Genomic DNA, 22,499 nt, shown 5'->3' with positions numbered 1-22,499 from the left:
AGGTTGTTGGAAGAGTATCGGGAGAAAGTTAAACAGGCGAGGCAGAGAAGGCTTCGTCACAACCGCGCGGAGGCCGGCGTCAGACCATCAACTTTTTTGGCCGAATTTGTCTGACACAGGACATGAGACGCTGGAACAGCGTTCTGCTCACCCGGGCATTTACGATGGCAAACGGATCCGTGTGCTTGATCCTGGACTGCGTCGGCTCTTCCGAGATGTAGTCGATATACATCCGTCCCTGGTACTCAGTCTCGATCCCGAACTCCCAGCCGACGGGAGTGAAGTCCAGCTTAATACCGCCGGTGGTCTGCGGGAAACGGGGGATGCAGCGGCTGTCGTCCTGATAGTCTGTTCCCACCCAATCGGTGCGCGGATGGTCGTAGCGGCCGTGGTTCAAGGCCGCGTCGATGCTCACGATCAGGTTGTCGCGCAAGGCTAGGCGGGTGGTCAGTTCGAGTCCCTGCACAGATGCGTTGCCGACGTTCTTCCACTCGTAGGTGTAGCCGAGTTGGGCCGGACCTTCCTTGGCGGCGACGAACGCGATGGCATTCCGAAGCTCGGTATGAAACAGGTTTACCGCCACCGAGAGCCGGTCGCAGTCATAGTCTGCGCTGATGCTGTAACTGATCGACCGCTCCGGTTTCAGGTCCGCGCCTTTCCAGACGCGTGGTGAGCCGCTGCAAAGGTGGAGGTCCTCGCTGAATCCGTAGGGAACCCGGAATCCGGTGCCGACGCTGCTGCGCAGGGTGACGGATCGTCTCGGTGTGAATCGAACCGCGAGCCGGGGATTGAGTGTCGATGCATCGTAGCGTACCGGTTCGACGCCGTGGGGAGCCACTCCCCCCGACCCGCGGAAGGCATCTCGTGAGTTGTGGTAGTCATAGCGAACCCCGCCCACCAATTCCAGCGCGCGGCTTATCTCGCAGTCGTCCTGCACATACACGCCGACTTGGTCGGCGCGCTTGCGGCTGGTGGAGGTGTACGATTCGCCGTAGAGTGGATCTTCCGTGTCGACCACCACGTACTTGCCCGACTCTTCGAGTCGATCGTGGCTGTACTGCGCACCGACCAAGAGCCGGTGCCCGCTGGGTAGTGCCTGCCCGAGACTCACGTTGCCGACAAACATATGTTCACACGCGAGGTACGGCCGCATTTCTTCCAGCGACGGCATCGTATCTTGGTGCGCGGCCATGTAGTCGTTCAGGAACCCGTCGTTGGTCGCGTCACGGTCGTGATGGGCATAGGCCGCCGAGACCTCCAGCTCACGACCTGGGCCAAGGCGGCAACGGTATCCGGCCTGGGTCTCGTATCGGTCCGTGGTGATCCGTTCGGTTCCCGGGCCGAAGGGATTCGTGAAGAGATCGTCGGTCAGTACACCCCCGAGTCTCAACTCATGCATCATCCGTCCACTGAGCCACAACTGGTCAGTGTCCCTGAGTCCGTCAACCGTCAGCCGCACGCCGGCGGTCGTCGCATCGGTCTTGACGCGGTCCGAGATACCGTCGGCGCTGCGCACCTCCCGCCGTGATGAGCCATCGCCGGTCTCGTCGATCACATTCCCCGTGTTCTTCTGTGCGGACACCGCGATACCGACTGCGCCCGTCCGCTGGGACGAGAACAGGTCGAAGGTATTCGTGCTGTGAGATCCAAGCTCCATCCCGACTTTGGTCTCGGGCCGCTCTGCGGGGCACTTGGAAATGATGTTGATGCCGCCGGCGATGGCGCCACTGCCGTAGAGTGCAGAACCGGCGCCCTTGACGATCTCGATGCGATCTACGTCGGCGGTTCCGAGCTGCTGCAGACCGTAGATGCTTGCCAATCCGGAGTACAGCGGCTGCCCATCGATCAGAACCTGAGTGTGGTCCGCCCCCAGGCCCTGCATGCGCACCATTGAGAAGTTGCAGCTCTGGCATTGCTGTTCGATCCGTATGCCCGGCGCGTCGTCCAAGGCCTCATAGAGACTGTGAGCGGCCTTATTCTCCAACGCCTCACCAGTCAGAACCTCGGTTCGCACCGGCACATCCTTGATGTAGCGGGGCGATCTTGTCCCGGTCACGACGACCGAGCCCACCTGCACCGGGGTCTGCTCCAGATGGAAGTCAGCCAGCACGGGCTCCGTGGGAACGACATCGACCTCCACTTGCGCTGAGCGGTAGCCAATGATGGCCGCCTCGATCCGTCGGCGGCCGGCCGGGACCCCCACGATGCGGTATGTGCCGAGCGCGTCGGTGGCGTCACCCAGGGTGGTTCCCACGACGACCACACTGACCCCGGGAAGTGGCTCACCGCTCCTGTTGTCCAGAATCCGTCCTTGGATCGCCCCCGACCCTTCGGCAAGCGCGATCCCCGCCTGCAAAGCTAGGCCGATGATCAACACGGTCACTTTCACACTTGGCATGAAGATCTCCCTTCTGTTGTTGTATCCCCCTCGCCCGGAGCGATGCGCATCGGTCCGGGCATCGGCACCTGGTCCGGAGACATTTCTACTCTCTTTATGATGGGTCTCTCCCGATCGCAGCCGAAGTTCGGCACTCCTAACATTGACGGGAAAAAAAGGACCGCTTGCGCCGCTCGGATGGCCCAATGTCTGATACCCAGCTTGTCATCGTGCACCGTGAGTCTGGTCAACTTCTCGCTCCGAGTTCGCAATTGGCTGCGAATTCGCAATCATGGCAGCGCCTGCCGGCCGTTCGCAGGTCGACGTACTCTCGGAAGTGACTGATCACTGCCGTGACATCCATGCGGCAATGCTGCACGAAATCCAGGAACGCGGTGAGGCGCTGCAACGTTTCAGGACCCGCCACATGCTCCATCTGACACGCGTCGCGTGCGGCCGTCCGCTGATCCAATTGCAGCACGTTGACAAAAAAACCCTGCAGAACATCGAACCGCCGTTTGATTGCCTCAGCAGTCTTCCGCCCCCGCGCCGTCAACTGCACGGACCCGTACGACGGATGCCGTACCAGCCCGCCCGCCTGCAGCGCTTTCATGGCCTCCGAGACCGAGGGCATTTTCACACCGAGAGCGTCTGCAATGCTCTTGACGCGCACGGAATCCTCCTGCGCGTCGAGACGGAGGATCGTCTTGAGGTACATTTCCATATTGGATGAGAGATCTCTGGCCATTGTCGGCTCCGGGGGGACGTTAATTAGGCACGCCTAACTTAAGCAAGTGAATTCTGACACATGGGTCAGGTTGTGGCAGCCATTGCGGTCGAACTCGGGACTACTCTCCGACCTTGTGGTTGTCATCCCTTCCGCTGTGTCCGGGCAGCGTTCCCGCGATATCGGATTGTCGTCCAAGGGACTTCGCAGGAGTTGCACGGTTTGCGCCGTGGGCTATGTTCTTTCGTCCCTCCGGGTTTCTCGAACGCTTGAGGCTGACCTTACCGCACCTTCGGGATTTCCGCAAGTCGTTCCAGAGCCGCCAATTCCTCGGGGCTGTTGACGCCGAGAACCTCATGAGGATCGCCGGCCAGATAGGCACTCACTTGGCGGCCATCGCCACGGAGGATGGCGATCGTGTCAGTCAGATAATACTCTCGCTGTTGGTTGGCATTGCCGATCCGATGCAGAGCCGGGAAGAGCGAGTCGGCCCGAAAGCAGATGGCGCCGGAGTTGATCTCGCGAACCTGACGCACACTGGCATCGGCGTCGCGATGCTCGACTATGCGGTCGACGGTCCCGTCGGGTGCGCGGATCACGCGGCCATACCCGGTGGGATCGTCCACCTCAGCGGTCAGTATTGTGGCGGCAGCCTGGGCGTCGACGTGTGCAGCCAGCAGATTGGTGATCGTCGCGCTCCTCACACAGGGGGCGTCGCCCAGCAGAACCATGATGTGTCCTTGGTGTCGGCCCAGTAACGGCTCGGTTTGCAGAAGCGCATGGCCGGTACCGAGACGCTCATGCTGCCAGATGAACTCGACCGGCATCCCGGCGCAGGCCGTCTGAACCATCTCTCCGTAATGGCCAATGACTACAAGGGTGCGGGCCATCCCGGCGCCACGGGCGGCATCGATGACCCAATGCACCAAGGGCCGCCCCCGATACGGCATGAGGACCTTGGGGCGATCGGCGGGGAAGCGTTTGCCGAGACCGGCAGCCAGGATGACAGCGGCCGTCGGCGCAGGAGTCCCGGTGTTTTCAGAGGGTACGACGTACATCTGTCGTCAGAGGGCACGGAACGCCGTGCCCCTACAAGGTACAGAGGAAGGCGAAGGATCAATCATGCCATGGGGTGGTTACCGGCGTCTACCTGGACGATGCGCGGTGTGATCGCCTTGTCTTTTTCGGGATCGATGAGAGCATAGGCGATGATGATGACCTCGTCGCCCACCAGTCCCAGCCGCGCCGCCGGGCCGTTGAGTGTGATTTCTCCCGGCTTGCCTTCAATGACGTAAGTCTCAAAGCGGACGCCGTTGTTCAGATTGACGACTTGGACGCGTTCGTGGACATGGATCGTCGAGACGGCCAACAGGTCGGTCCCGACGGCAATCGAGCCCTCATACTGGAGGTTGGCCGCGGTGATGCGGGCGCGGTGGATCTTGGCGCGGAGGACGTGGATCAACATGGGATCGGTTCAGTCCGGCTGAGGACAAGGGGCTTAAGCCCCTTGTTTGCCGATGGTGTTGTCAGCGAATCAGCGTATTGTCGATATACCGTCGCCCGTTGGCGCGTCCCTTCACGCGGCAAATGGCGGCGATGAGGATCACCAACGGTCTCTTTAAACGCCGTTTCGGCTCCAGTGTTTCCGGGTCACAGAAGGCGATATAGTCGACGGCGAATCGGCCGGTTGCCTCGATCCGCCCGGTCATCTCCCGACGCAGTCGTTTCGCCGTTGCGGTCCCGTGCCGGATTTCGGCACGGGCCCATTGCAGAGCCGCATAGACCGCAGACGCGTCGGTACGGCTGGCCACGTCAAGATAGACGTTTCGTGAGGAGAGGGCAAGACCATCGCTCTCGCGCACGGTCGGCACGACGACAATTCGGATCGGTAGATGGCAGTCAGAGACCATTCGCCGGATGATGACCGATTGCTGAAAGTCCTTCTGGCCGAAGATGGCCAGATCGGGCTGGAGGATGTTGAACAGCTTCAGCACGACAGTGGCAACGCCGTCGAAGTGTCTGGGGCGCGCCTCGCCTTCCCAACGTCGCGACAGCGCCGGGAGTGACACGGTCGTTTGAAAGCCCCCCGGGTAGATCGTTTCTGCTGTCGGCGCAAACACCAGGTCGACCCTCTCCTTTCGACAGGCGGCAAGATCGGCCGACCAGGTCCGGGGGTAGGCACTGTAGTCGTCGCGCGGACCGAATTGGGTGGGATTAACGAAGATCGATACCACGGTGCGATCACAGAGTCGGCGCGCGCGCGCCATCAGCGCGCGGTGACCCTGGTGCAATGCCCCCATCGTGGGGACAAAGCCGACAGTGAGTCCGCGTCGGCGCCAAGCCGTGACGGTACTGCGGACGGTACTGATCGAACGTGTGGTTTTCATATCTGAGTGCCCTGTCCGACACAGTCAAGATCGGCTTCACAACCTCTCCACGTCCGGGCGTTGTCACACTTCCGTGGGTAAACAAGGGGCATAAGCCCCTTGTCCGCCAGGACATGCTCTGGTCCGACGGGGGACTTGAGACCGACGGCAAGGTCAGACAGACTCATCAGCGGAGGGGAAGCGACGCTCACGGACGTCGTCGATGTACCCGGCGAAGGCCGCGCGCATGGTGTCGGCCAGCTCGGCGTAGCGACGGACGAACTTGGGGTGGAAATCCTCAAAGAGCCCGAGCATGTCGTTGGTGACGAGGACTTGCCCGTCGCAACCGACTCCGGCGCCGATGCCGATGGTCGGAATCGGGATGGCGCGGGTGATCTCGGCGGCGAGGTCGGCCGGGACACTCTCGATCACGATGGAGAAGCACCCCGCCCCGGCGAGCGCGACGGCCGAATCGAGGAGGAACCGGCGTTCCTCGGGCGTCTTACCGCGCGGGCCATATCCGCCGAAGCGATGGATCGACTGTGGCACTAGGCCGATATGCCCCATCACCGGGATGCCGGCATCCACTACGCGTTTGATGGTCGGCACGATCGGCAGGCCGCCTTCGAGTTTGACGGCAGCGGCGCCGCCCTCCTTGAGGAAGCGCCCGGCATTGTCCAGTGCCTCGTCGGCGTTGACCTGATACGACATGAACGGCATGTCGGCGATCACCAGCGCATGCGAGACAGCGCGGCTCACCGCGCGCGTGTGATAGATCATCTGATCCATCGTAATCGACAGCGTCGTCGGCTCGCCATAGAAGACCATGTTGGCCGAATCGCCGACCAGAATGCCGTCGATGCCGCAGGTGTCCAGCAGACGCGCCGTGTAGTAATCGTACGCGGTCAGCATGGCAATGGGCCTGCCTGCCGCCTTCATGCGCACAAGCTCGGGGACGGTGATGGGTTTTGTGGACATCTCGATCTTTCCAACGGCACGAATCGGCAACGAATGTAAGACAGCGGGAGATTGAAATCAATCCACCGCGGAACCGGAATGTCATGATCCCAGGGCAAACGTCATTGCCCTGATCCGTTGCCGGAGGGATCGTCTTGCCGGGATTCGCCCTGCGGCATGAATCCCCGGCGATGCTTGATGAGCATCAGCGCGATTCCCGCCGCCAAAGCGGCAGCCAGACAGACGATCTGCGAAGACGTCAGCGGCCCCCAAACCACGATCCGCTTCTCGGCGGCCCTGAAGAACTCCGTCACCGGCCTGCCGATGCCGTACAGCACGAGGAACCAGAGTACCAGCGTGCCCTTCCACCGCTCGCGGTTGAGCGCCAGAAACACGACTTGGACGATCCCAAGAACCACGATCTCGTAGATCTGCGTCGGATGGCGGGGAATGCCGGGCGGCGCCGTGTAGTAGTCAGATCCCGGTGGGAGGCTCACCGCCCATGGCAGACGGCAGGGCGCTCCATAGCAGCAACCATTCATGAAGCAGGAGACCTTGGCCAGTATCATCGGCACGGGCAGCGTCAGCGCGACCACATCCGCCATCTGGCGCCTATCGCGCGCGAGGATCAGTACGCCCGCCAATGCCAATGCCAGATAGACCAGCGGCCCGCCCCACATGCCCCGCTGCATGTAGTAGCCGGGATCAAAGTAGTTCGGGAGACTAAAACGACGGTTGAGTATGTCGTAGAGGATCCGGGCGCCGGTGTTCATGGCAAACGCGTAGCACAGACCCAAGGCGATACCGCCCATGACGGTCACCCCTCGCCGACGGCAGAGCCAGACGGCCAACGCCACCTGCGTGACCATGCCCACCGTGTACACGATGGCATAGGTCAGAATGCCATCTACGTAGCGGTGCGTCTTCCCCAGCCTGTGGTCCAGGCGTGCACGTGAGCAGGTGCGCCACCGCTTGCTGTGGAGATCACAGCCATGATACGCAGCCTACGGCACACCGTGAGGCACCAGACGACATCAATCCCCCGTCGGGTCGCCGCCCTGCCAGAAGTCGACCTCGCCGATGATGTAAGTCTTGCCGCCGGTGAAGGAGGCGATGCGTTCCCACAGCGCTTCGCGGGCGCCGTCGGCGGAGAGCCACGCCGACGACTGTGTCCGCACCACCAGCAGCGGGCTGGCCTCATAGGCGAAGAAGTGGTGGTTGTAGGCCGTGATCAATTCGCGCCAGCGCTCGGGTTCGATCGCTTTGTCGAGTGTCCGCAGTGCCGCCAGGTTGTCCGGCTCCGGCGCCTGCAGGTAGACAACCAGGTCGGGCGACACCGGCGGGGGGACGATCACCTCGGCGATCTTCTGGTAGATCCGCCATTCGCGTTCCGCCAAGAGGGCCTTCGCCCAGAGCAGGTGCGTGTCGAAGACGTGATCGGCGACAACATGACCGCGGAACATGTCGGTCATCACGAGCGAGTGCGCGTGATCATACCGATCCAACAGGCGTTGCAGAAGAGGTGACAGCGGCGAAGGGCGTTGTCCCTTGACGGTGGCAAACGAATGTGGTTCTTCGCAGGCGGCGTACCAATCGTCGCGTGTGCCGATCCAGCGGGCGAAGTCCGCATGCCCCGAGCCCGGCAGCCCTTCAATCACAATCAGGCGTCGATCGGGGGCGGCTGCGGACATTGACTATCTCACGGAGATGTCGACGGTGACGGGGTCGGCGACCCGGCCGATGAGCTCGATCGACGGCGGTAGTTGCGCCAACAGCTCGCGGATCGAGAGCCCCGATTCCGGGCAGCAGAAATCGGGCGCCAGGTCACACAACGGTACCAGGACAAACGCTCGTTGGCACAGTCTCGGATGGGGCACAGTCAGATCCTCATTCTGGATGATCAGATCATCATAGAGAAGCAAGTCCAAATCGATGGTGCGCGCCCCAACATGCCCCGGGGTCCGAACCGGGGGGCGTCCCAACGCCACTTCGATCTCCTGCAAACGTCGCCAGAGTTGGCATGGAGAGAGCGCGACCGTCAATCGGAACACGGTGTTGTAGAAGTTTCCCGGCCCGGCGGGTCCGACGGGACGCGTCTTGTAGATCGGGGCGCTGATGAGCGTGCGGACACCGTCGGTCCGGCACAGCAACTCCGCCGCCCGGTTGATGTGTTCCAGCCGGTCGCCGATGTTCGAACCGACGCCGATGAATGCCTGTCCCGTCGATGATGGTGCGCCCATCGTACGATTGTATGTGTTCCGGTCAGCCGTTTCGCCGCGACCGTCGTCGAGGTAAGCGATCCGCCGCGGAGTCCAGCTCCACCTCAATGTAATCGAGATTCCCCGGAATGGGGGGAATTCTCTTGCGGACCCGCACAACCACCCGCTGGACGGCGAATCGATCCATCAATGTCGTGCTGATGCGCGATGCCACGGTTTCCAGAAGGTTGAACTTGTTCCGCTGGACGATTTCTTCGACGGTGTCATAGACGGCCGTATAGTTGACCGTGTCGGCCAGTCGATCGGAATCGGCGGCGCGAGAGGTGTCAATTGTCAGTTCGCAGTCGACCTCGAATCGCCGTCCGGTCTCGCGTTCGGCTTTCGACACGCCGTGGAAGCCGTAGAAGGTCATGTTGTGCAGGCGGATGGTGGCCATGGGCATGAACCTGACGCTCCGTACTATGTCGGCGTTGGCGGGCGGTTGCGGCGCCGCACTCTCAGGGGTCGGTGACGGGGGAGCGGTCGCTGGTAGAAGCGGGCGTGCCGTTGCAAGCGTTCCGCGGCCGCCACGGCGACTGCGTGGTCTTCGGGGATGGCCATGCGGACGAATCCTTCGCCGCGTTCTCCAAAGGCAGTCCCCGGGTTCAGCAGGATTCCCGTGCGCCGGAGGATGCGTCGACAGAACGCCTCACTGTTGAGCGTGGTGGGGATCGCGATCCACAGGAACGGAGCCGTGGGTGAGGAGCGCGGATTCCAGCCCAGCGCCACGGCGGTCTCCGTGAGAAGTTGCCGGGATGCTTTCAGCCGCCCGGTCCGGCGGGCCAGGATCTCCTCCGCATGTTCGAGCAGATGCTGCGCGACGCGCAATGCGGCGCGTGACGGGTGCAAACCGGATCGTTGCAGCAGGAAGGCCGCCGCCGCCACGGCGTCGCGATTGCCGCAGACGAAGGTCACGGGTAGGTTGGTCAGGCCGAAGTTGACGCCGATGGGACTGATCTCGACTCCGACCCCCTTGGCACCGTGGGTCTGCAAGAACGATCGGGGGCGGAAGGCGCCGTCGACCGCGAAGGTGAAGGCGCTGTCGTGGGCGAGCAAGACTTGGTGCTGCCGCGCGAACGCCACCGCCTGCACGTGGACGCCGACATCAGCGGCTGCGGTTGTCGGGTTGTGGGGATGGGACAGCACCATCATGCGCGTCCGTCCGACCAGACCGGCCTCCAGACCGGGGAAGCTGGGGAGGTAGTCGTTACGCTCCCACAGGTGATAGGGAACCGCACCGCCGCCCGCCAGAACGATGGTGCCACGGTAAAACGCGGCGCCGGGATCGGGGAGAAGCACCAGGTCGCCGGCCTCGACAAACGCCAGCGAGAGTGAGAACAGACCGACGATCGGGTTGGGAGCGGCAACGACTTCTCGCGCCGGGTCCAACGCGACGCCGAAGCGGTGGTCATACCAACGGACAAAGGCGTCGGTCAGAGTCGCGAAATCCGCTTCGGTCGGTTCCTGCCAGTCACTCGATCCCCGCTCGGATACAACGGCCACGGAGTCCACTTCTCGTGCCGTCAGCGTTCCGCTCACGGTCAAACGCGACAAATCGATGATCTCCACTTCGCGCCGTCCCAGTCGCAACGCCGTTTGCTCCAAGTCCATCGAGGGGACCCCCAGGCGTTGCATGCGATCGGTGCGATCGAGGAGGATCTTGCGCGTGAGCGGTGCCATCGGATTCCCATTCCCTGCTGATTACCGGTTCGGCCTGAACAGTTCACCGACCTGCGACGGCGACAGGTGATCGACATGACCCAGACCTCGGGCCAGACAGATCACCTGTGCGCAGCGTTCCACGATCTCCATACGGCGAAAGGCGGTCTCCAGATCGACGCCGAGCGTCAGGACGCCATGGTTCTTCAGTAGAATCGCATCCGCGCCCGCGATGTGCCGTTCGATCGACACGCCGACGGCGCCGGTTCCGGGTGTGGCATACTCGGCCAGTGGGATCGACCGCAAGGTCACGATCACCTCGGGCAGGACCGGCTCGGTCAGGGCGATTCCCGCCACAGCAAAAGCGGTCGCGTACGGCGGGTGGGCATGGACGCAGGCATTCACGTCGGTTCTGGCGGCCAACGCCGCAAGATGCATGCGTACTTCGCTGGAGGGTGGCCACGGTCCCGAGACGGTGCGACCGTCGGCATCGACGACCACCAGGTCCCGTGTGGTCATCCTCCCCTTGCAGAAGCCCGCCGGGGTCACCAGGGTGCGACCGTTCGGCAGCCGGACTGAGATGTTCCCTTCGGCCGCCACGATCAGGCCGCGCTCATAGAGACGGCGGCCGATGACGACCATCTCGCGACGCAAGGCCGATGCCGAACGTGTTGGCGGACGTGCAACCATCGCGCCAATAATGCCCCCGGATCTGCATCGAATCAACGGGATTGTCCGTCCGTTGCCGTCTCCCAACGCCAAGGCCACGCGACACCCGGCTTGACTCGCGTTGGAGCGGCTGTTAGTCTGCGTTGGAATCTCGAGGCAGGAGGCGGCACGATGGCAAAATGCTGGAGTTGCGGCAAAGAGTATGAGCCCGAGGGGAAGATCACACGCGATGCCGAATGCCCGCATTGCGCGGCATGGCTGCGCTGTTGCCGCAACTGCGAGTTCTACCACGTCGGTTCGCCCAACGACTGCCGCGAGCCGCAGGCCGATTTGCAGCCCGACAAGGAAGTCGCAAATGCCTGCGACTACTTCCGCGCTCTGGGTACCGGGAAAGGCAGCGGAGCGAAGAAGGGGAAGTCGGACTTCGACAGTTTGTTCAAGGACTGAGCATCAATCTACCGGGTGCCACGCACAAACTTGTTTGTGCGTGTCTGACCGCCGCCATATAGGGAGACACGCACAAGCCCACCGACCAAAGGTCGTTGGCCTTGTGCATGGCACCCGGTACGAGATCGCGGACAAGGGGCTTCAGCCCCTTGTTTGCCGAACTTGGACGATGATACCAACCGGCCAACAAGGGGCTTCAGCCCCTTGCGGGCCAAACCGGTCGCGTTTCTTTCCGACTGCACGGGAATTCGTTCAACATCCTTCGCGAATTCGCCGACAATAGAAGTGGATGCCGATTGCATCCGTGGAGGAATCGCCTATATTGAGAGTGAAGGCCGAGGGGAGATGCATTTGAAAAACCTTTTACAGGTTGTACCAATGAAGGCCGCCCCCGCCGGGTTGCGTACCTTGCCGGGACTCCGCCTCCGGTGGACTTGTCCGCCTGTGGCGGATAGCGAGGACAAAATACCCGCTGTGGCTGTAAAACGCCTTTAGCGTATGGGTTGGGAAGCGTTTTTCAAATCAAATGCTCTCGATAGGCCTCTCGCCGGCCCGACTTCGGTCGGGCCGGTTGTTTTTTTGGGGGCTGTGCCAGAGCCGCCCAGAGTCTGGCTCCGCCGACTCCGTTTGGGATCGCCGAAGTCAGTTACCCGTACAGATCGTGGCCGAAAACCGCTGAAGGATTGGCGCAATCGGACTGACCCATGCCTTCCCGGTAGGATCGCCGGCGAAGAGGAGGCCCACGGGAAAGTGATCGAATTCAACGTCGTCTGTGACCACGAGAGAGCCGGAATCTCCTCCGAAAGCGAAGCTCTTGGAGGTCCCGAACTGGCCAACGAAGAGAGCCGAGTCGTAGAGGCCGCATGGGTTAGCGTAGCACACCCACAGCGTCGCGTTGATGTCCTCGACCGTACCCTGCGTTTGCCGCGTCGTCCGCCCGCACTTCATTATGGGAGGGCCCAAGGAGGCTGTAACCGGCTGGCTGCCCGGGTAGCCGTAGAAGTCGGGTACCAGAGTGGCACAGCTCGCGTTCTGTGCCCAATACTGCGCGACAGCGGCGTCCATGGTGTTGCTTCCGCCGCCGAAACTGATTGGCTGAAAATCCACCAACGACGCAACCCGGGGGGTGCAGCCATTGGCCGGCTCTTCCTGACACGGAGGATAATGATCTGACAGTCCCGGCTGTGCGATGGCTTCCCCGATTTGGGCTGCGTTCTTCCGTGCAATCACGTGGTTGTTGCTGAGCATACACTTGCTTCCGTTGCGCATGACAACACAGCCAATGGTCCCTGTCGCGCAACTATAGACATTACCCGTAGAAACCCCGATGGGGACTGGGCGGTAGCAGCCGCTCAGCGGAGGCGGGGGCAGCCAGAGGGCCAAGACTGTTCCGGTCTCCTCGACGACGACGGGCATGCTGTCGAATGAGACCGGGATCCCTGTGACGCCGGGACCACTGGCATATACCTTGATTGCCAAGTGCCCTTCCGGTGTCACACAGACGGCCGTCCCGACGATACCAGGCGTAGCCATGATGGCGTCCGTATGTCTCTCCTGGACGGCAATCACGCGTTCCACATTCTCGGTTCGATCCGGCGTGAGGCGTACGATTGCCCCTGTCTGGCTGTTGCCGGAATGGGGCGCCGCCCAGAGGATCGCGCATAGAGAAGCCGCGGCGATCATGGGCCAGAACGAGCGAGGCCAAGTGCGCATGACGCACCTCCCGGTCGCAATGCGACCTCAACTTGTTCAATCTCTTCTTGTTACTGACCCCGATCGGCGTGTGCACTTCTGAACGCCAGGGGGGGGGTAATCCCAGACTACATCTTGCCCACGCCGTTGTCAAGAGAATTATTGCGCCGAACGACCAAAGAATGCGGTTTCACTTGCGTTTCCTAATCGTGTTTGCGGTATTCAATTGTAGAAGGAGTGCCCGTCATGCGACGTGCAACCTCCATCCTCTCGGTAATCACCTGCCTCGTCATTACCGTGTCTGCTTCCACTGCGCAGACGATTGACACGGCGTGGGTCCGGTTCTATAACGGGCCAGCCGGACTCGCGGACCAGTCCACGGCTCTTGCCGTGGATGCACAGGGCAATACGTATGTAACGGGCATCACCGATGTGTCGAGCCCGTACTCCTGGCCCGAATACAACATCGCAACGGTGAGATACAGTCCCGCAGGCGACCTCATGTGGGCGAGACGGTACAACGGCCCGGGAAACGGTGACGATGTCGCGTGTGCCGTCGGACTTGACCGGGCGGGCGACGTTTGTGTCGCCGGATACGGTCCCGGCAGCGGCACACAGGATGACTATGTCCTGATCAAGTACCTCTGGAAGGGGAACTTCCTTTGGGAACGGCGCTACGACGGACCGACGCACGGTGTCGATCACGCCCAGTCGATGACGATCGACGGCTCAGATCATATCTACATAACGGGATTTAGTGAGGGAGCCGGTAGCGGACTCGACTACGCTACGCTGAAGTACAATCTGTCCGGTGCGCTGCTGTGGCAGCAACGGTACAATGGATCCGGGAATGGCGATGACTCGGCAGTCGCGGTTGCCGTCGACGGAGCAGGGAATGTCTACGTCGCCGGCACGAGCACAGGGACGTCGAGCGGCCTTGATTTCCTGACGCTCAAGTACGGGGCTAATGGGGGCCTGCTCTGGGAACGCCGATACGACGGCGAAGGCCATCAGGGCGATCAGGCGACCGCGCTGGCAGTGGATCAGTCGGGCACCGCGTATGTCACCGGGACAAGCTGGACTGGCGCCACTTCGTCGTACGACTACCTGACCGTGGCCTACGATTCGGACGGCAATCTCTTGTGGAGCCGCAGCTATGACGGTCCCGGCCACGGCCCCGATCAGCCGACGGCGATGGCGTTGGACAGCGCCGGCGGCGTGTACGTCACGGGCTTCAGTTGGGCTGGTGGGGCCCGGTCCTATGATTATGCCACTGTGAAGTACAGCTCCGCTGGCGATCTGTTATGGGAAGGGCGATACAACGGACCCGGCGGAGGGGGCGAGGTTTGGGACGAAGCACATGACATTTCGATGGATGTCGAGGGGAACGCATACGTTACCGGTTACAGCGAGGGCGGGGCGACGCAGGAAGACTGCGTGACGATCAAGTATAGGCCATCCGGCGACGTCCTTTGGGAGCAGCGATTCGATCACGGATCGTCTGAGCATGGAACAGCAGTGCACGTCGATGGCGAAGGGGGCATCTATGTCACCGGGTTCTATTCCTATCCAAGTCCAGATTTCAAGGGGATGGACTTCCTGACCATCAAGTACGTTCAATGTGGCTGTTCCTGCATGGCCGACCCACGGTGCGACGGCGCCTGTGATATCGTGGACGTCGTGCTGAGTATCGACGTTGCGATCCGGGGCGAGGCGGGGATTCCCGACCCGGATGCGCTTTGCCACGTGTGCACGCAAGGACCATGCTTTCCGATTGAGACAACCGACGTCGATTGCGATGGTGTCACGACCGCGGCCGACATCACGCGGATGATCGACTGCGCGTTCGGTGGCGCTGATCCGGCGATCGTCTTCTGCAATCCATGTGCGCCGTGACACGGACAGCAGGGGGCTGAAAGCCCCCCTGTCAAGAGAGAGACCAGGAGGGCAGACATTCCTGTCTGCCCAGGACAGGCAAGAATGGGCTTGTTGAAAAACCTCCCAATTCCGCACATGTGCGGTCGGGTGCCCACACCCGACCGTTGATGCACAGCCACTTGCGCCGGGTGTGGGCACCCGGCGCCACGGAAACGGTGGCTTTTTCAACACGCCCAAGAATGCCTGTCCTCCTTGTGCCCCACGCGATCGGGTCAATTCCTCGCGGGGTGGCCCCGGGCACAACGCCTTGAACGGTGCGCAAGGGGCTGAAGCCCCTTGGTTACCCTGGTATGTGGAGTCAGGTGTGCTCAGCGAGCCGACTTGGCGCGCACCGTGGTGCCAAGATAGAGATAGACCCCGGCGGATTCTAACACAGCGCGGTGCGGCTCGATGAGCGTGTAGAACTCTTCTTCGGCGATTGTGCGGGCGGTGTCGAGACCTTCGAGGAAGCAATCGATCATGCGGGCAAAGGCATCAATGACAGCGGCGCTGGCAGGGAGGTTCTGCCCTTTGCGGATTTCCATCCGGCCTGCGGCATCGATAAACAGCGCCGTCAGAGCCGCTTCGTCCTGATTGGCGAACTCGCGCGCCTTGCGCCAGTCGGTAGCGAGACGGATCCGTCCCCGCGAGTCGGCCATCATGTCGGAGAGCGTGTTGCAGGCCTTGATCAGGATGGCGACCGGGTCACCCGAAGGATCGACGGGTGCAGATGAGAGGCCGCCACGTACAGTCGGCTTCCTTGTCGCCGCAACGCGCGGCGGCGTCGGCTCCGGACGGGCCAGGACACGGGCGATGGCGTCAAGTTTCGACGCTGCGAATGCTTCCAGTTGCCGTGCGTCGATATCGGGCAACACCGTGACGAAGAGAAGAAACTCCGGCTGATTGAACAGGTGCACCACGACGCGCTCGAAGCGCAACGCCAGCCGGGTGAAGCCGTGCAGCCGTTGATAGGTCGAGGTCACCAGATCGACCAGGCGCTGCGTGTGCTGCTCGGTGAAGGCGGCCGGGAAGAGATGCTCGATCCGCCCGTCGCGCTTGGCCACGACGGCGACTCCGGTCACGCCGGCCAGGGCGCGGATGTCAGACAGGATCGTTCGCATCATAGACGGCCTCAAAGAACTCGGGGAAGTCGCGCCTCAAGTGCTCGATGCCGGCCTGCGGCTCAGTGAGGATGCCGAAGGCGCGACCGCGAATGCGCGCCGAGATCAGATTCTCCGCGCCGAAGCAGACGATCCCCTGCCGAAACTCCCCCACCCGGATGATCTGCGGCAAACCGAAGACGATCGCACTGAGCGCCGCGAACTCGCGATCCCAGTCGGCGACGACGTCGCGAAAGAGACGGCGGTAGATGATCTCGCCGTTCTGATCGAATTCGTAGAACCCCATCGTGTACGGGACGGTGCGCAGCACTTCCTCGATGGTGTCGCGGAACGAGGCGGCGGCGAAGCCATCGCCTCCCGGTGTCGGTGAAGGCCGACCGCTCTCGGCATACTCAGCCGCGCGGTCGACAACCAACGCCATCGTGGCGCGATGCTGCTCGGCGAGGTCGATCTCCAACCGCAGGCGGTTCTCCTCGCGCGAGAGGTCCTCGGTCCACTCGCGATCGGTCTTGTGGACCGTGCGGCCGTCGACGGTGACCGTCGAGGTCAGACGGGGACGCGGCCGCAGAGCAAACTCGGTCTGCACCTGCAGGAGCTTGTCGCCGTGGCGGTGGGAGCCGAGCTTCCCCGGCGGCATGTAGTCGTTGCTGTCCATGGCCGAAGCCGGCGGACCTCCTTCAAGGAAGCCGAACCGGACGCACAGGCAATCGAACCGTGGCCTGTCCGCATATCGGACGACGACGGTCTCTTAATAGTATCGTGGAAAATCCGATGGGATTTAGTGAGATGGTACCGGCCCGCCCACATCGCGCCACGGTTTCCGCCGAGGGGCACCTCGTCGATTCGGGGGTCCTGTCCGAGGCAATGGACCTGATCGTGCGCGGCGGGGCCGCCTTTGTGGTGCAGGACTTCACCCTCGGATCGACGAACACGCAGCCCTCACGGGCCAAAATTGAGGTGCGCGCCGACAGCGCCGGACGCCTCGACCGTGTCCTGGAGCGCCTCGTCGGCTTGGGGTTCTACACGGCGGCGGTGGGGCGGCTGGTGACACGCCGAGCCCCGAAAGACGGGGCGGCGCCGGAGGGTTTTTATTCGAGTACAAACCATGCGACCGAGGTCTTCCTCGATGGGCGTTGGCGACGGGTCGAGCGGCAGCGGATGGATGCGGTCATCGTTCTGGACGGGAATGGGGATCGTCCGTTCTGTCGGAAGCTCCGCGACATCAGGCGCGGCGACCGGATCGTCTGCGGGCACGACGGCATTCGCATCCTCCCCGAGTTCAAAGACCGCGCTCGCGCCGACTTCGGCTTCATGACCAACGATGTTTCATCGGAGAAGAAGGTCGAATGGGTCGTGGGGCATCTGGCCCGTTGGATTCGGGAGCGTCAGGGGAAACTGATCGTCGTTGCCGGACCGGTGGTGATCCACACCGGCGGCGGCGAACCGCTGGCCCGGATCATACACGATGGATGGGTCGATGCGCTTCTATCCGGCAACGCGCTGGCCGTCCACGACGTCGAACGGGCGCTCTACGGGACTTCGCTGGGGATCGACACCCGGACCGGCGTCCCGGTCGAGCACGGGCATCAGAACCACATGCGGGCGATCAATGCGATCCGGCGCGTCGGCGGGCTGAAGTCAGCGGTGCGGCGGGGCCTACTTAAGGACGGCGTCATGCACGCCCTTGTGGCCAAGCGTGTGCCATTCGTTCTGGCCGGGTCGATTCGTGACGATGGTCCGCTTCCGGAAGTGCTCACCGATGTCACCTGCGCCCAGGAAGCGTATGCCCGCCATCTCGACGGGGCCGAGATCGTTCTGATGCTCTCCTCCATGCTCCACTCCATCGCCGTCGGCAACATGCTTCCCTCATGGGTCAAGACGGTCTGCGTCGACATCAATCCCTCGGTCGTCACCAAACTGGCCGACCGTGGCTCGCACCAAGCGGTCGGGTGCGTGACCGACGTGGGGTTGTTCCTTCACCTTCTGCAGCAACAGCTTGGGAACGCCGCCGCCGGTTCCCGCTAACAGACCCGTTCTCCGAAAACCCCCAAGACGGCCCCTCCGGCAGGCCTACGGCCCTGGAAACCGGGGAACCGACACGATCAATCCGGGTTAACAACCCAGTGGGACGACATACAGGACTGAACTTGACCGATTTATTCTTGACCCAGAAGTTCCCCAGACATATGCTGGGAGCGTTGTCACCGGCCTTTCGTCTGACGATGTTGCACAATCGCGGGCGTCGGGTATGCAAGCAACCTGTACCAACGGAGGAGTGGGAATGAGAAAGTCCATGGGAGTGCTGGTCGCGGTGATCGTCCTGGGCACTCTGGTCACGGCCGGAGCGATGACCCCGGGGGAGTTGACCACGAAAGTGGCGAACTGTCCCTCCTGTAAGGCGATGGTCAACTACCCTGAGCTGGGCCCGAGCATTCGCGCCGACGTCTTCGAGACCGCGAATGGGTACGTTTCGACCTTCCTGATGGCCGATGCCAAGTTGCTCCCGACCTGCGCCAAATGGGAGAAGGACTGTGAGGCGGCGATGGCCGACGGTGCCAAGCTGCCCCCGGCCGAGTTCGACAAGACCTTCTGTCCAGTTTGCACCGGCATGGCGAAGCTCATGGCGCGCAAGGACGTGAAGATCGAGCAGTTCAATGGCTCGATGGGGAAGATCGCGGTTGCCTCCGCCACCACCAAGGAGGGGGTCGATGCCCTCCATGCCTACGTCAAGACCACCAAGGAGGTCATGGGGGTCATGCCGCAGGCGATGGCGGAGATCATGAAGAACGCCAAGCCTAAGACAGCAGCCTCCGGCCAGTAGCTGGCAAGTCCATTACGACACTGAACCCCCGTGCCTACGGCGCGGGGGTTTTGGTTTGGGTGGTTTGGAAGAGGAGTTATTCCTGCGTGCGAGACGTTTGGCATTCTCTATCCACATCCAACCAGTCGGCCACGCGCTTCTGTTACCCCATGTCGCCGCTCACCTTGGCATGTTAGTCTATTTACCTTCAATATGTTACGCTCGACAGCCAGATCGGTCCTGCCCGCCGTTCGACGCAACGTGCCAAGCGTCACAAGATAGCGTGGTCATTAACACTCTGAACCACAATATATTGTGATTTTTCTTTCCCCTAACCGCAATTTTTGATTGACACCACCAGTCGCTGCGGCTAATCTCCGTCCGCTCTTTGGACCTGCGGGCTGGGCGCCCGACGGGACAGTAGATACCAAAGGTCAGACAGCCGTAATAAAAGGGGAAGGGGTGCTCTGTCGCCGGATGGTGCGGTGTGCTCCGCGGGAGGGGAGATGTTCGAGCAGACACCAGGGTTGGCCGAGAATGCGCTGCGGGTCTTGGAACGGCGCTACCTGAAGAAGGACGACCAGGGGAGAGTCGCGGAGACTCCGGCCGAGTTGTTTGGGCGCGTGGCCGGGGCCATTGCGGCCGTCGATGCCAGCTACGGCGCCGATGCCGATGAGGTGCGTCGCACCGCCGAGAAGTTCTACCGTTCCATGGTCAACTGCGAGTTCATGCCGAACTCCCCGACTCTGATGAATGCCGGACGGCCCCTGGGGCAATTGTCGGCCTGCTTCGTCCTCCCGGTCGGTGATTCGATGGAGGAGATTTTCGAGTCGATCAAGAACGCCGCGCTGATCCACAAGTCCGGGGGTGGGACCGGATTCGCCTTCTCCCGTCTGCGGCCGCGCAACTCGGTCGTCGCCTCGACATCGGGGGTCGCCTCCGGGCCGGTCTCGTTCATGAAGGTGTTCAACGCCGCCACCGAGGCGGTCAAGCAGGGCGGGACCCGTCGCGGGGCCAACATGGGAATCCTCCGGGTCGATCATCCCGACATCGAGGAATTTGTCGCCTGCAAGGAAGACCTTAGCCAGATCACCAATTTCAACATCTCGGTGGCCGTCACCGATGAGTTCATGACCGCCGTCGAGCAGGGGAAACCGTATGCGCTGCGCCACCCCACGACGCGTCGGCCATACGAGATCGATGGGGTGGTGCAGTCGCTGGATGCGCGCAAGGTGTTCGCGGCGATCGTCGACCATGCCTGGCGCACCGGCGAGCCGGGGGTGATCTTTGTCGACCGGGTCAATCAGACGAATCCGACGCACCGGATCGAGGAGATCGAAGCGACCAATCCCTGCGGCGAGCAACCGTTGCCGCCATACGATTCCTGCAATCTCGCCTCCGTGAATCTCGGCAAGGCGATCAGGGAGGAATTGCCGCCGACGTATGATCGTCGCCGGCCGTCCGAGGGGATCGACTGGGACAAGTTGACGCAGTTGGTGCATCTCGGCGTGCACTTCCTCGACAATGTGATCGATGCGAACAAGTACCCGATTCCCGAGATCGCGGCGCAAACCAAGAAGAACCGTCGCATCGGCCTCGGCGTTATGGGGTGGGCCGACATGCTGGCCAAGCTGGGCGTGCGCTACGATTCCGAGGAGGCCTTTGAGCTCGGCGAGCAAGTGATGGCGCACATTGAATCGGAGGCGCGGCTGCACTCCTCCGATCTGGCGGCCTCGCGCGGCAAATTCCCCAACTGGGACGGGTCGGTGTACGCTGACGAGGGGGTGGCGATGCGTAATGCGACCGTCACCACGGTCGCCCCCACGGGGACAATCTCGATCATCGCCGGATGCTCATCGGGGATCGAACCGTTCTATGCGATTTCGTTCGTGCGCAATGTGATGGAGGGGACGCGGCTGATCGACGTCAATCCGCTCTTTGAGCAGGTGGCCAAGGAGCGCGGCTTCTATTCGCAGGAGTTGATGGAACAGATCGCCAATGCCAATTCGATTCGTGGTTTTGATGAGATTCCCGAGGATGTGCGCGACATCTTCGTGACCGCCGCCGATGTTCCGCCCTCGGCCCACATCCGGATGCAGGCGGTGTTCCAGAAGCACTGCGATTCGGCGGTGTCGAAGACAATCAATCTGCCGCAGAAGGCGACGCGCGACGATGTGCAGACCGCCTACTGGCAGGCGTACCGTCTGGGATGCAAGGGCGTGACCGTGTACCGCGATGGGTCCCGTCCGGGGCAGGTCCTTTCGACCGGGGCCACACCGGAGGAAGCGCGCGCGACAGATCAGGTGGGGGCGTTTGATCTGCCGAAAGCCCCCCCGCCGAGTCCGCCGGAGCAGCGAGTTCCCCCGCCGGTGCCGGTGGCGAAACCGGTTGCCCCGGCGCCGAAGCCGGTGCCTCCCAGCGGGCGCCCGGTGGAGCCGGAGGAGCGTCCCGATGTTCTGGAAGGATTTACCGAGAAGATCCGCACGGGGTACGGCAACCTCTATGTGACGGTCAACCTGCACAAAGGGAAGCCGTTCGAGGTGTTTGCTTCGATCGGCAAGTCGGGATACTCGACCATGGCCGACACCGAGGCGATGTGCCGGCTGATTTCGCTGGCGCTGCGCTCCGGCGTGGCGGTGTCGCAGATCGTCAAACAGTTGCAGGGGATCGGCGGGTCGCAGCCGATCTTTGAGCGGCGGGGGATGATCTTCTCAATCCCCGATGCGATCGCCAAGGTGCTCAACGATCACTTCGGCAATGGCGCCCGTCTGACCGACAAGCCGGACATTGCGAAGGAACACTGTCCCGATTGCGGCGGCATGCTGGAACACGAAGAGGGTTGCGTTCTCTGCCGCGGTTGCGGATATTCCCAATGTTGATTGTACCTACGGCCACAAGCCGTAGCTGTTTCTCCCGGACCCCCGCGCACCCCCCGCGGGGGTTTTGGGTTTGGAGTTGTGCCCCCCTGACTCCCCCCGTCCACGGGGGGAGAACCATGCTCCCTCCCCGTTGACGGGGAGGGCCGGGGTGGGGGACGGATCGCGGGAGAAGAAGATGCACTTCGTCTCTCTGGGTGCCTTAGATTGACGTCATGTGCGCGATGCTTGCAGGCTCGCGAGTGCTGTGCCCGGCCCCCGACTCCCACTGTCCACATCGGGAAGACCCCCACTCCAACTCCCCCCGCCAGCGGGGGGAAGGCCTCCCCTCTGACTCCCCCCGTCCACGGGGGGAGGACCACTTTGCTCCCTCCCCGTTGACGGGGAGGGTCGGGGTGGGGGACGGACCGCGGGAGAAGAAGATGCACTTCGTCTCTCTGGGTGCCTTAGATTGACGTCATGTGCGCGATGCTTGCAGGCTCGCGAGTGCTGTGCCCGGCCCCCGACTCCCACTGTCCACATCGGGAAGACCTCCCCTCTAACTCCCCCCGTCCACGGGGAGAAGGCCCCCCCTCTAACTCCCCCCGTCCACGGGGGGAGAACCATGCTCCCTCCCCGTTGACGGGGAGGGCC

Annotated in this window: 20 protein-coding genes; 5 read left to right on the top strand and 15 right to left on the bottom strand. The window is 62.5% G+C overall.

The genetic code is table 11. The features are described from left to right. Window positions 1-79: 79 nt before the first annotated feature. The 12 genes from AB1792_09610 to AB1792_09555 all read right to left on the bottom strand — a co-directional run bounded on the left by AB1792_09610 (window position 80) and on the right by AB1792_09555 (window position 11,034). Window positions 80-2,398 (bottom strand): TonB-dependent receptor, encoded by a 2,319-nt coding sequence (locus AB1792_09610; GenBank protein MEW5702473.1) that lies wholly within the window; start codon window positions 2,396-2,398, stop codon window positions 80-82. 226 nt (window positions 2,399-2,624) lie between these two features. Continuing rightward, complete coding sequence (locus AB1792_09605) at window positions 2,625-3,125, bottom strand: metal-dependent transcriptional regulator (GenBank protein ID MEW5702472.1); 501 nt, start codon at window positions 3,123-3,125, stop codon at window positions 2,625-2,627. A 260-nt stretch (window positions 3,126-3,385) separates the two neighbouring features. Continuing rightward, window positions 3,386-4,162 carry an NTP transferase domain-containing protein gene (locus AB1792_09600; GenBank protein MEW5702471.1) on the bottom strand — a complete coding sequence of 259 codons (777 nt, stop codon included), beginning with the start codon at window positions 4,160-4,162 and terminating at the stop codon, window positions 3,386-3,388. Between the two features lie 62 nt (window positions 4,163-4,224). After that, window positions 4,225-4,569: an aspartate 1-decarboxylase gene (gene panD / locus AB1792_09595; GenBank protein ID MEW5702470.1), complete on the bottom strand. Its 345-nt coding sequence runs from the start codon at window positions 4,567-4,569 to the stop codon at window positions 4,225-4,227. A 61-nt stretch (window positions 4,570-4,630) separates the two neighbouring features. Beyond that, entirely contained in the window at window positions 4,631-5,491 is an 861-nt protein-coding gene (panC, locus tag AB1792_09590; protein ID MEW5702469.1) for a pantoate--beta-alanine ligase, read from the bottom strand. 153 nt (window positions 5,492-5,644) lie between these two features. Further along, window positions 5,645-6,448, bottom strand: coding sequence for a 3-methyl-2-oxobutanoate hydroxymethyltransferase (gene panB, locus AB1792_09585; protein MEW5702468.1), 804 nt, complete (start codon window positions 6,446-6,448; stop codon window positions 5,645-5,647). A gap of 101 nt (window positions 6,449-6,549) precedes the next feature. Continuing rightward, window positions 6,550-7,326, bottom strand: coding sequence for a prolipoprotein diacylglyceryl transferase family protein (locus tag AB1792_09580; GenBank protein MEW5702467.1), 777 nt, complete (start codon window positions 7,324-7,326; stop codon window positions 6,550-6,552). Between the two features lie 135 nt (window positions 7,327-7,461). Continuing rightward, window positions 7,462-8,118, bottom strand: a complete 657-nt coding sequence (locus AB1792_09575; GenBank protein ID MEW5702466.1) for a deoxynucleoside kinase — start codon at window positions 8,116-8,118, stop codon at window positions 7,462-7,464. A gap of 3 nt (window positions 8,119-8,121) precedes the next feature. Beyond that, a complete protein-coding gene (folK, locus tag AB1792_09570) occupies window positions 8,122-8,667 on the bottom strand; it encodes a 2-amino-4-hydroxy-6-hydroxymethyldihydropteridine diphosphokinase (GenBank protein MEW5702465.1) in 546 nt (181 codons plus the stop codon). 22 nt (window positions 8,668-8,689) lie between these two features. Next, on the bottom strand, window positions 8,690-9,088 hold the full coding sequence (folB, locus tag AB1792_09565) for a dihydroneopterin aldolase (protein MEW5702464.1): 399 nt from the start codon (window positions 9,086-9,088) through the stop codon (window positions 8,690-8,692). Window positions 9,089-9,105: 17 nt separating this feature from the next. Further along, window positions 9,106-10,365 (bottom strand): aminotransferase class I/II-fold pyridoxal phosphate-dependent enzyme, encoded by a 1,260-nt coding sequence (locus tag AB1792_09560; GenBank protein ID MEW5702463.1) that lies wholly within the window; start codon window positions 10,363-10,365, stop codon window positions 9,106-9,108. Between the two features lie 21 nt (window positions 10,366-10,386). Next, complete coding sequence (locus AB1792_09555; protein MEW5702462.1) at window positions 10,387-11,034, bottom strand: class II aldolase/adducin family protein; 648 nt, start codon at window positions 11,032-11,034, stop codon at window positions 10,387-10,389. Window positions 11,035-11,184: 150 nt separating this feature from the next. Here AB1792_09555 and AB1792_09550 point away from each other — a divergent pair, with 150 nt between their 5' ends. Beyond that, the gene (locus AB1792_09550) at window positions 11,185-11,460 is read left to right on the top strand and encodes a hypothetical protein (GenBank protein MEW5702461.1); all 276 of its coding nucleotides are present in this window, start codon (window positions 11,185-11,187) and stop codon (window positions 11,458-11,460) included. 642 nt (window positions 11,461-12,102) lie between these two features. Here AB1792_09550 and AB1792_09545 read toward each other — a convergent pair. Then, the gene (locus AB1792_09545; GenBank protein MEW5702460.1) at window positions 12,103-13,029 is read right to left on the bottom strand and encodes a hypothetical protein; all 927 of its coding nucleotides are present in this window, start codon (window positions 13,027-13,029) and stop codon (window positions 12,103-12,105) included. 369 nt (window positions 13,030-13,398) lie between these two features. Here AB1792_09545 and AB1792_09540 point away from each other — a divergent pair, with 369 nt between their 5' ends. After that, window positions 13,399-15,048: a hypothetical protein gene (locus AB1792_09540; GenBank protein ID MEW5702459.1), complete on the top strand. Its 1,650-nt coding sequence runs from the start codon at window positions 13,399-13,401 to the stop codon at window positions 15,046-15,048. A 350-nt stretch (window positions 15,049-15,398) separates the two neighbouring features. Here AB1792_09540 and AB1792_09535 read toward each other — a convergent pair whose 3' ends face one another. Both AB1792_09535 and AB1792_09530 read right to left on the bottom strand, forming a co-directional pair. Continuing rightward, window positions 15,399-16,193 carry a hypothetical protein gene (locus tag AB1792_09535; protein MEW5702458.1) on the bottom strand — a complete coding sequence of 265 codons (795 nt, stop codon included), beginning with the start codon at window positions 16,191-16,193 and terminating at the stop codon, window positions 15,399-15,401. After that, entirely contained in the window at window positions 16,171-16,845 is a 675-nt protein-coding gene (locus AB1792_09530) for a hypothetical protein (protein MEW5702457.1), read from the bottom strand. Before AB1792_09530 ends, AB1792_09535 begins: the two co-directional genes overlap by 23 nt. Window positions 16,846-16,961: 116 nt before the next feature. On the opposite strand from AB1792_09530, the gene AB1792_09525 reads away from it, so the two are divergent. The 3 genes from AB1792_09525 to AB1792_09515 all read left to right on the top strand — a co-directional run bounded on the left by AB1792_09525 (window position 16,962) and on the right by AB1792_09515 (window position 21,869). After that, a complete protein-coding gene (locus AB1792_09525; GenBank protein MEW5702456.1) occupies window positions 16,962-18,215 on the top strand; it encodes a TIGR00300 family protein in 1,254 nt (417 codons plus the stop codon). 256 nt (window positions 18,216-18,471) lie between these two features. Then, entirely contained in the window at window positions 18,472-19,011 is a 540-nt protein-coding gene (locus tag AB1792_09520; protein MEW5702455.1) for a hypothetical protein, read from the top strand. Between the two features lie 485 nt (window positions 19,012-19,496). Continuing rightward, window positions 19,497-21,869 carry a vitamin B12-dependent ribonucleotide reductase gene (locus AB1792_09515; protein ID MEW5702454.1) on the top strand — a complete coding sequence of 791 codons (2,373 nt, stop codon included), beginning with the start codon at window positions 19,497-19,499 and terminating at the stop codon, window positions 21,867-21,869. The last annotated feature ends 630 nt before the right edge of the window (window positions 21,870-22,499 follow it).

The sequence above is a fragment of the Candidatus Zixiibacteriota bacterium genome (genome assembly GCA_040752595.1).
Taxonomy (GTDB): Bacteria; Zixibacteria; MSB-5A5; order WJJR01; family WJJR01; genus JACQFV01.
This window is presented reverse-complemented; position numbering and strand designations above follow the sequence as displayed.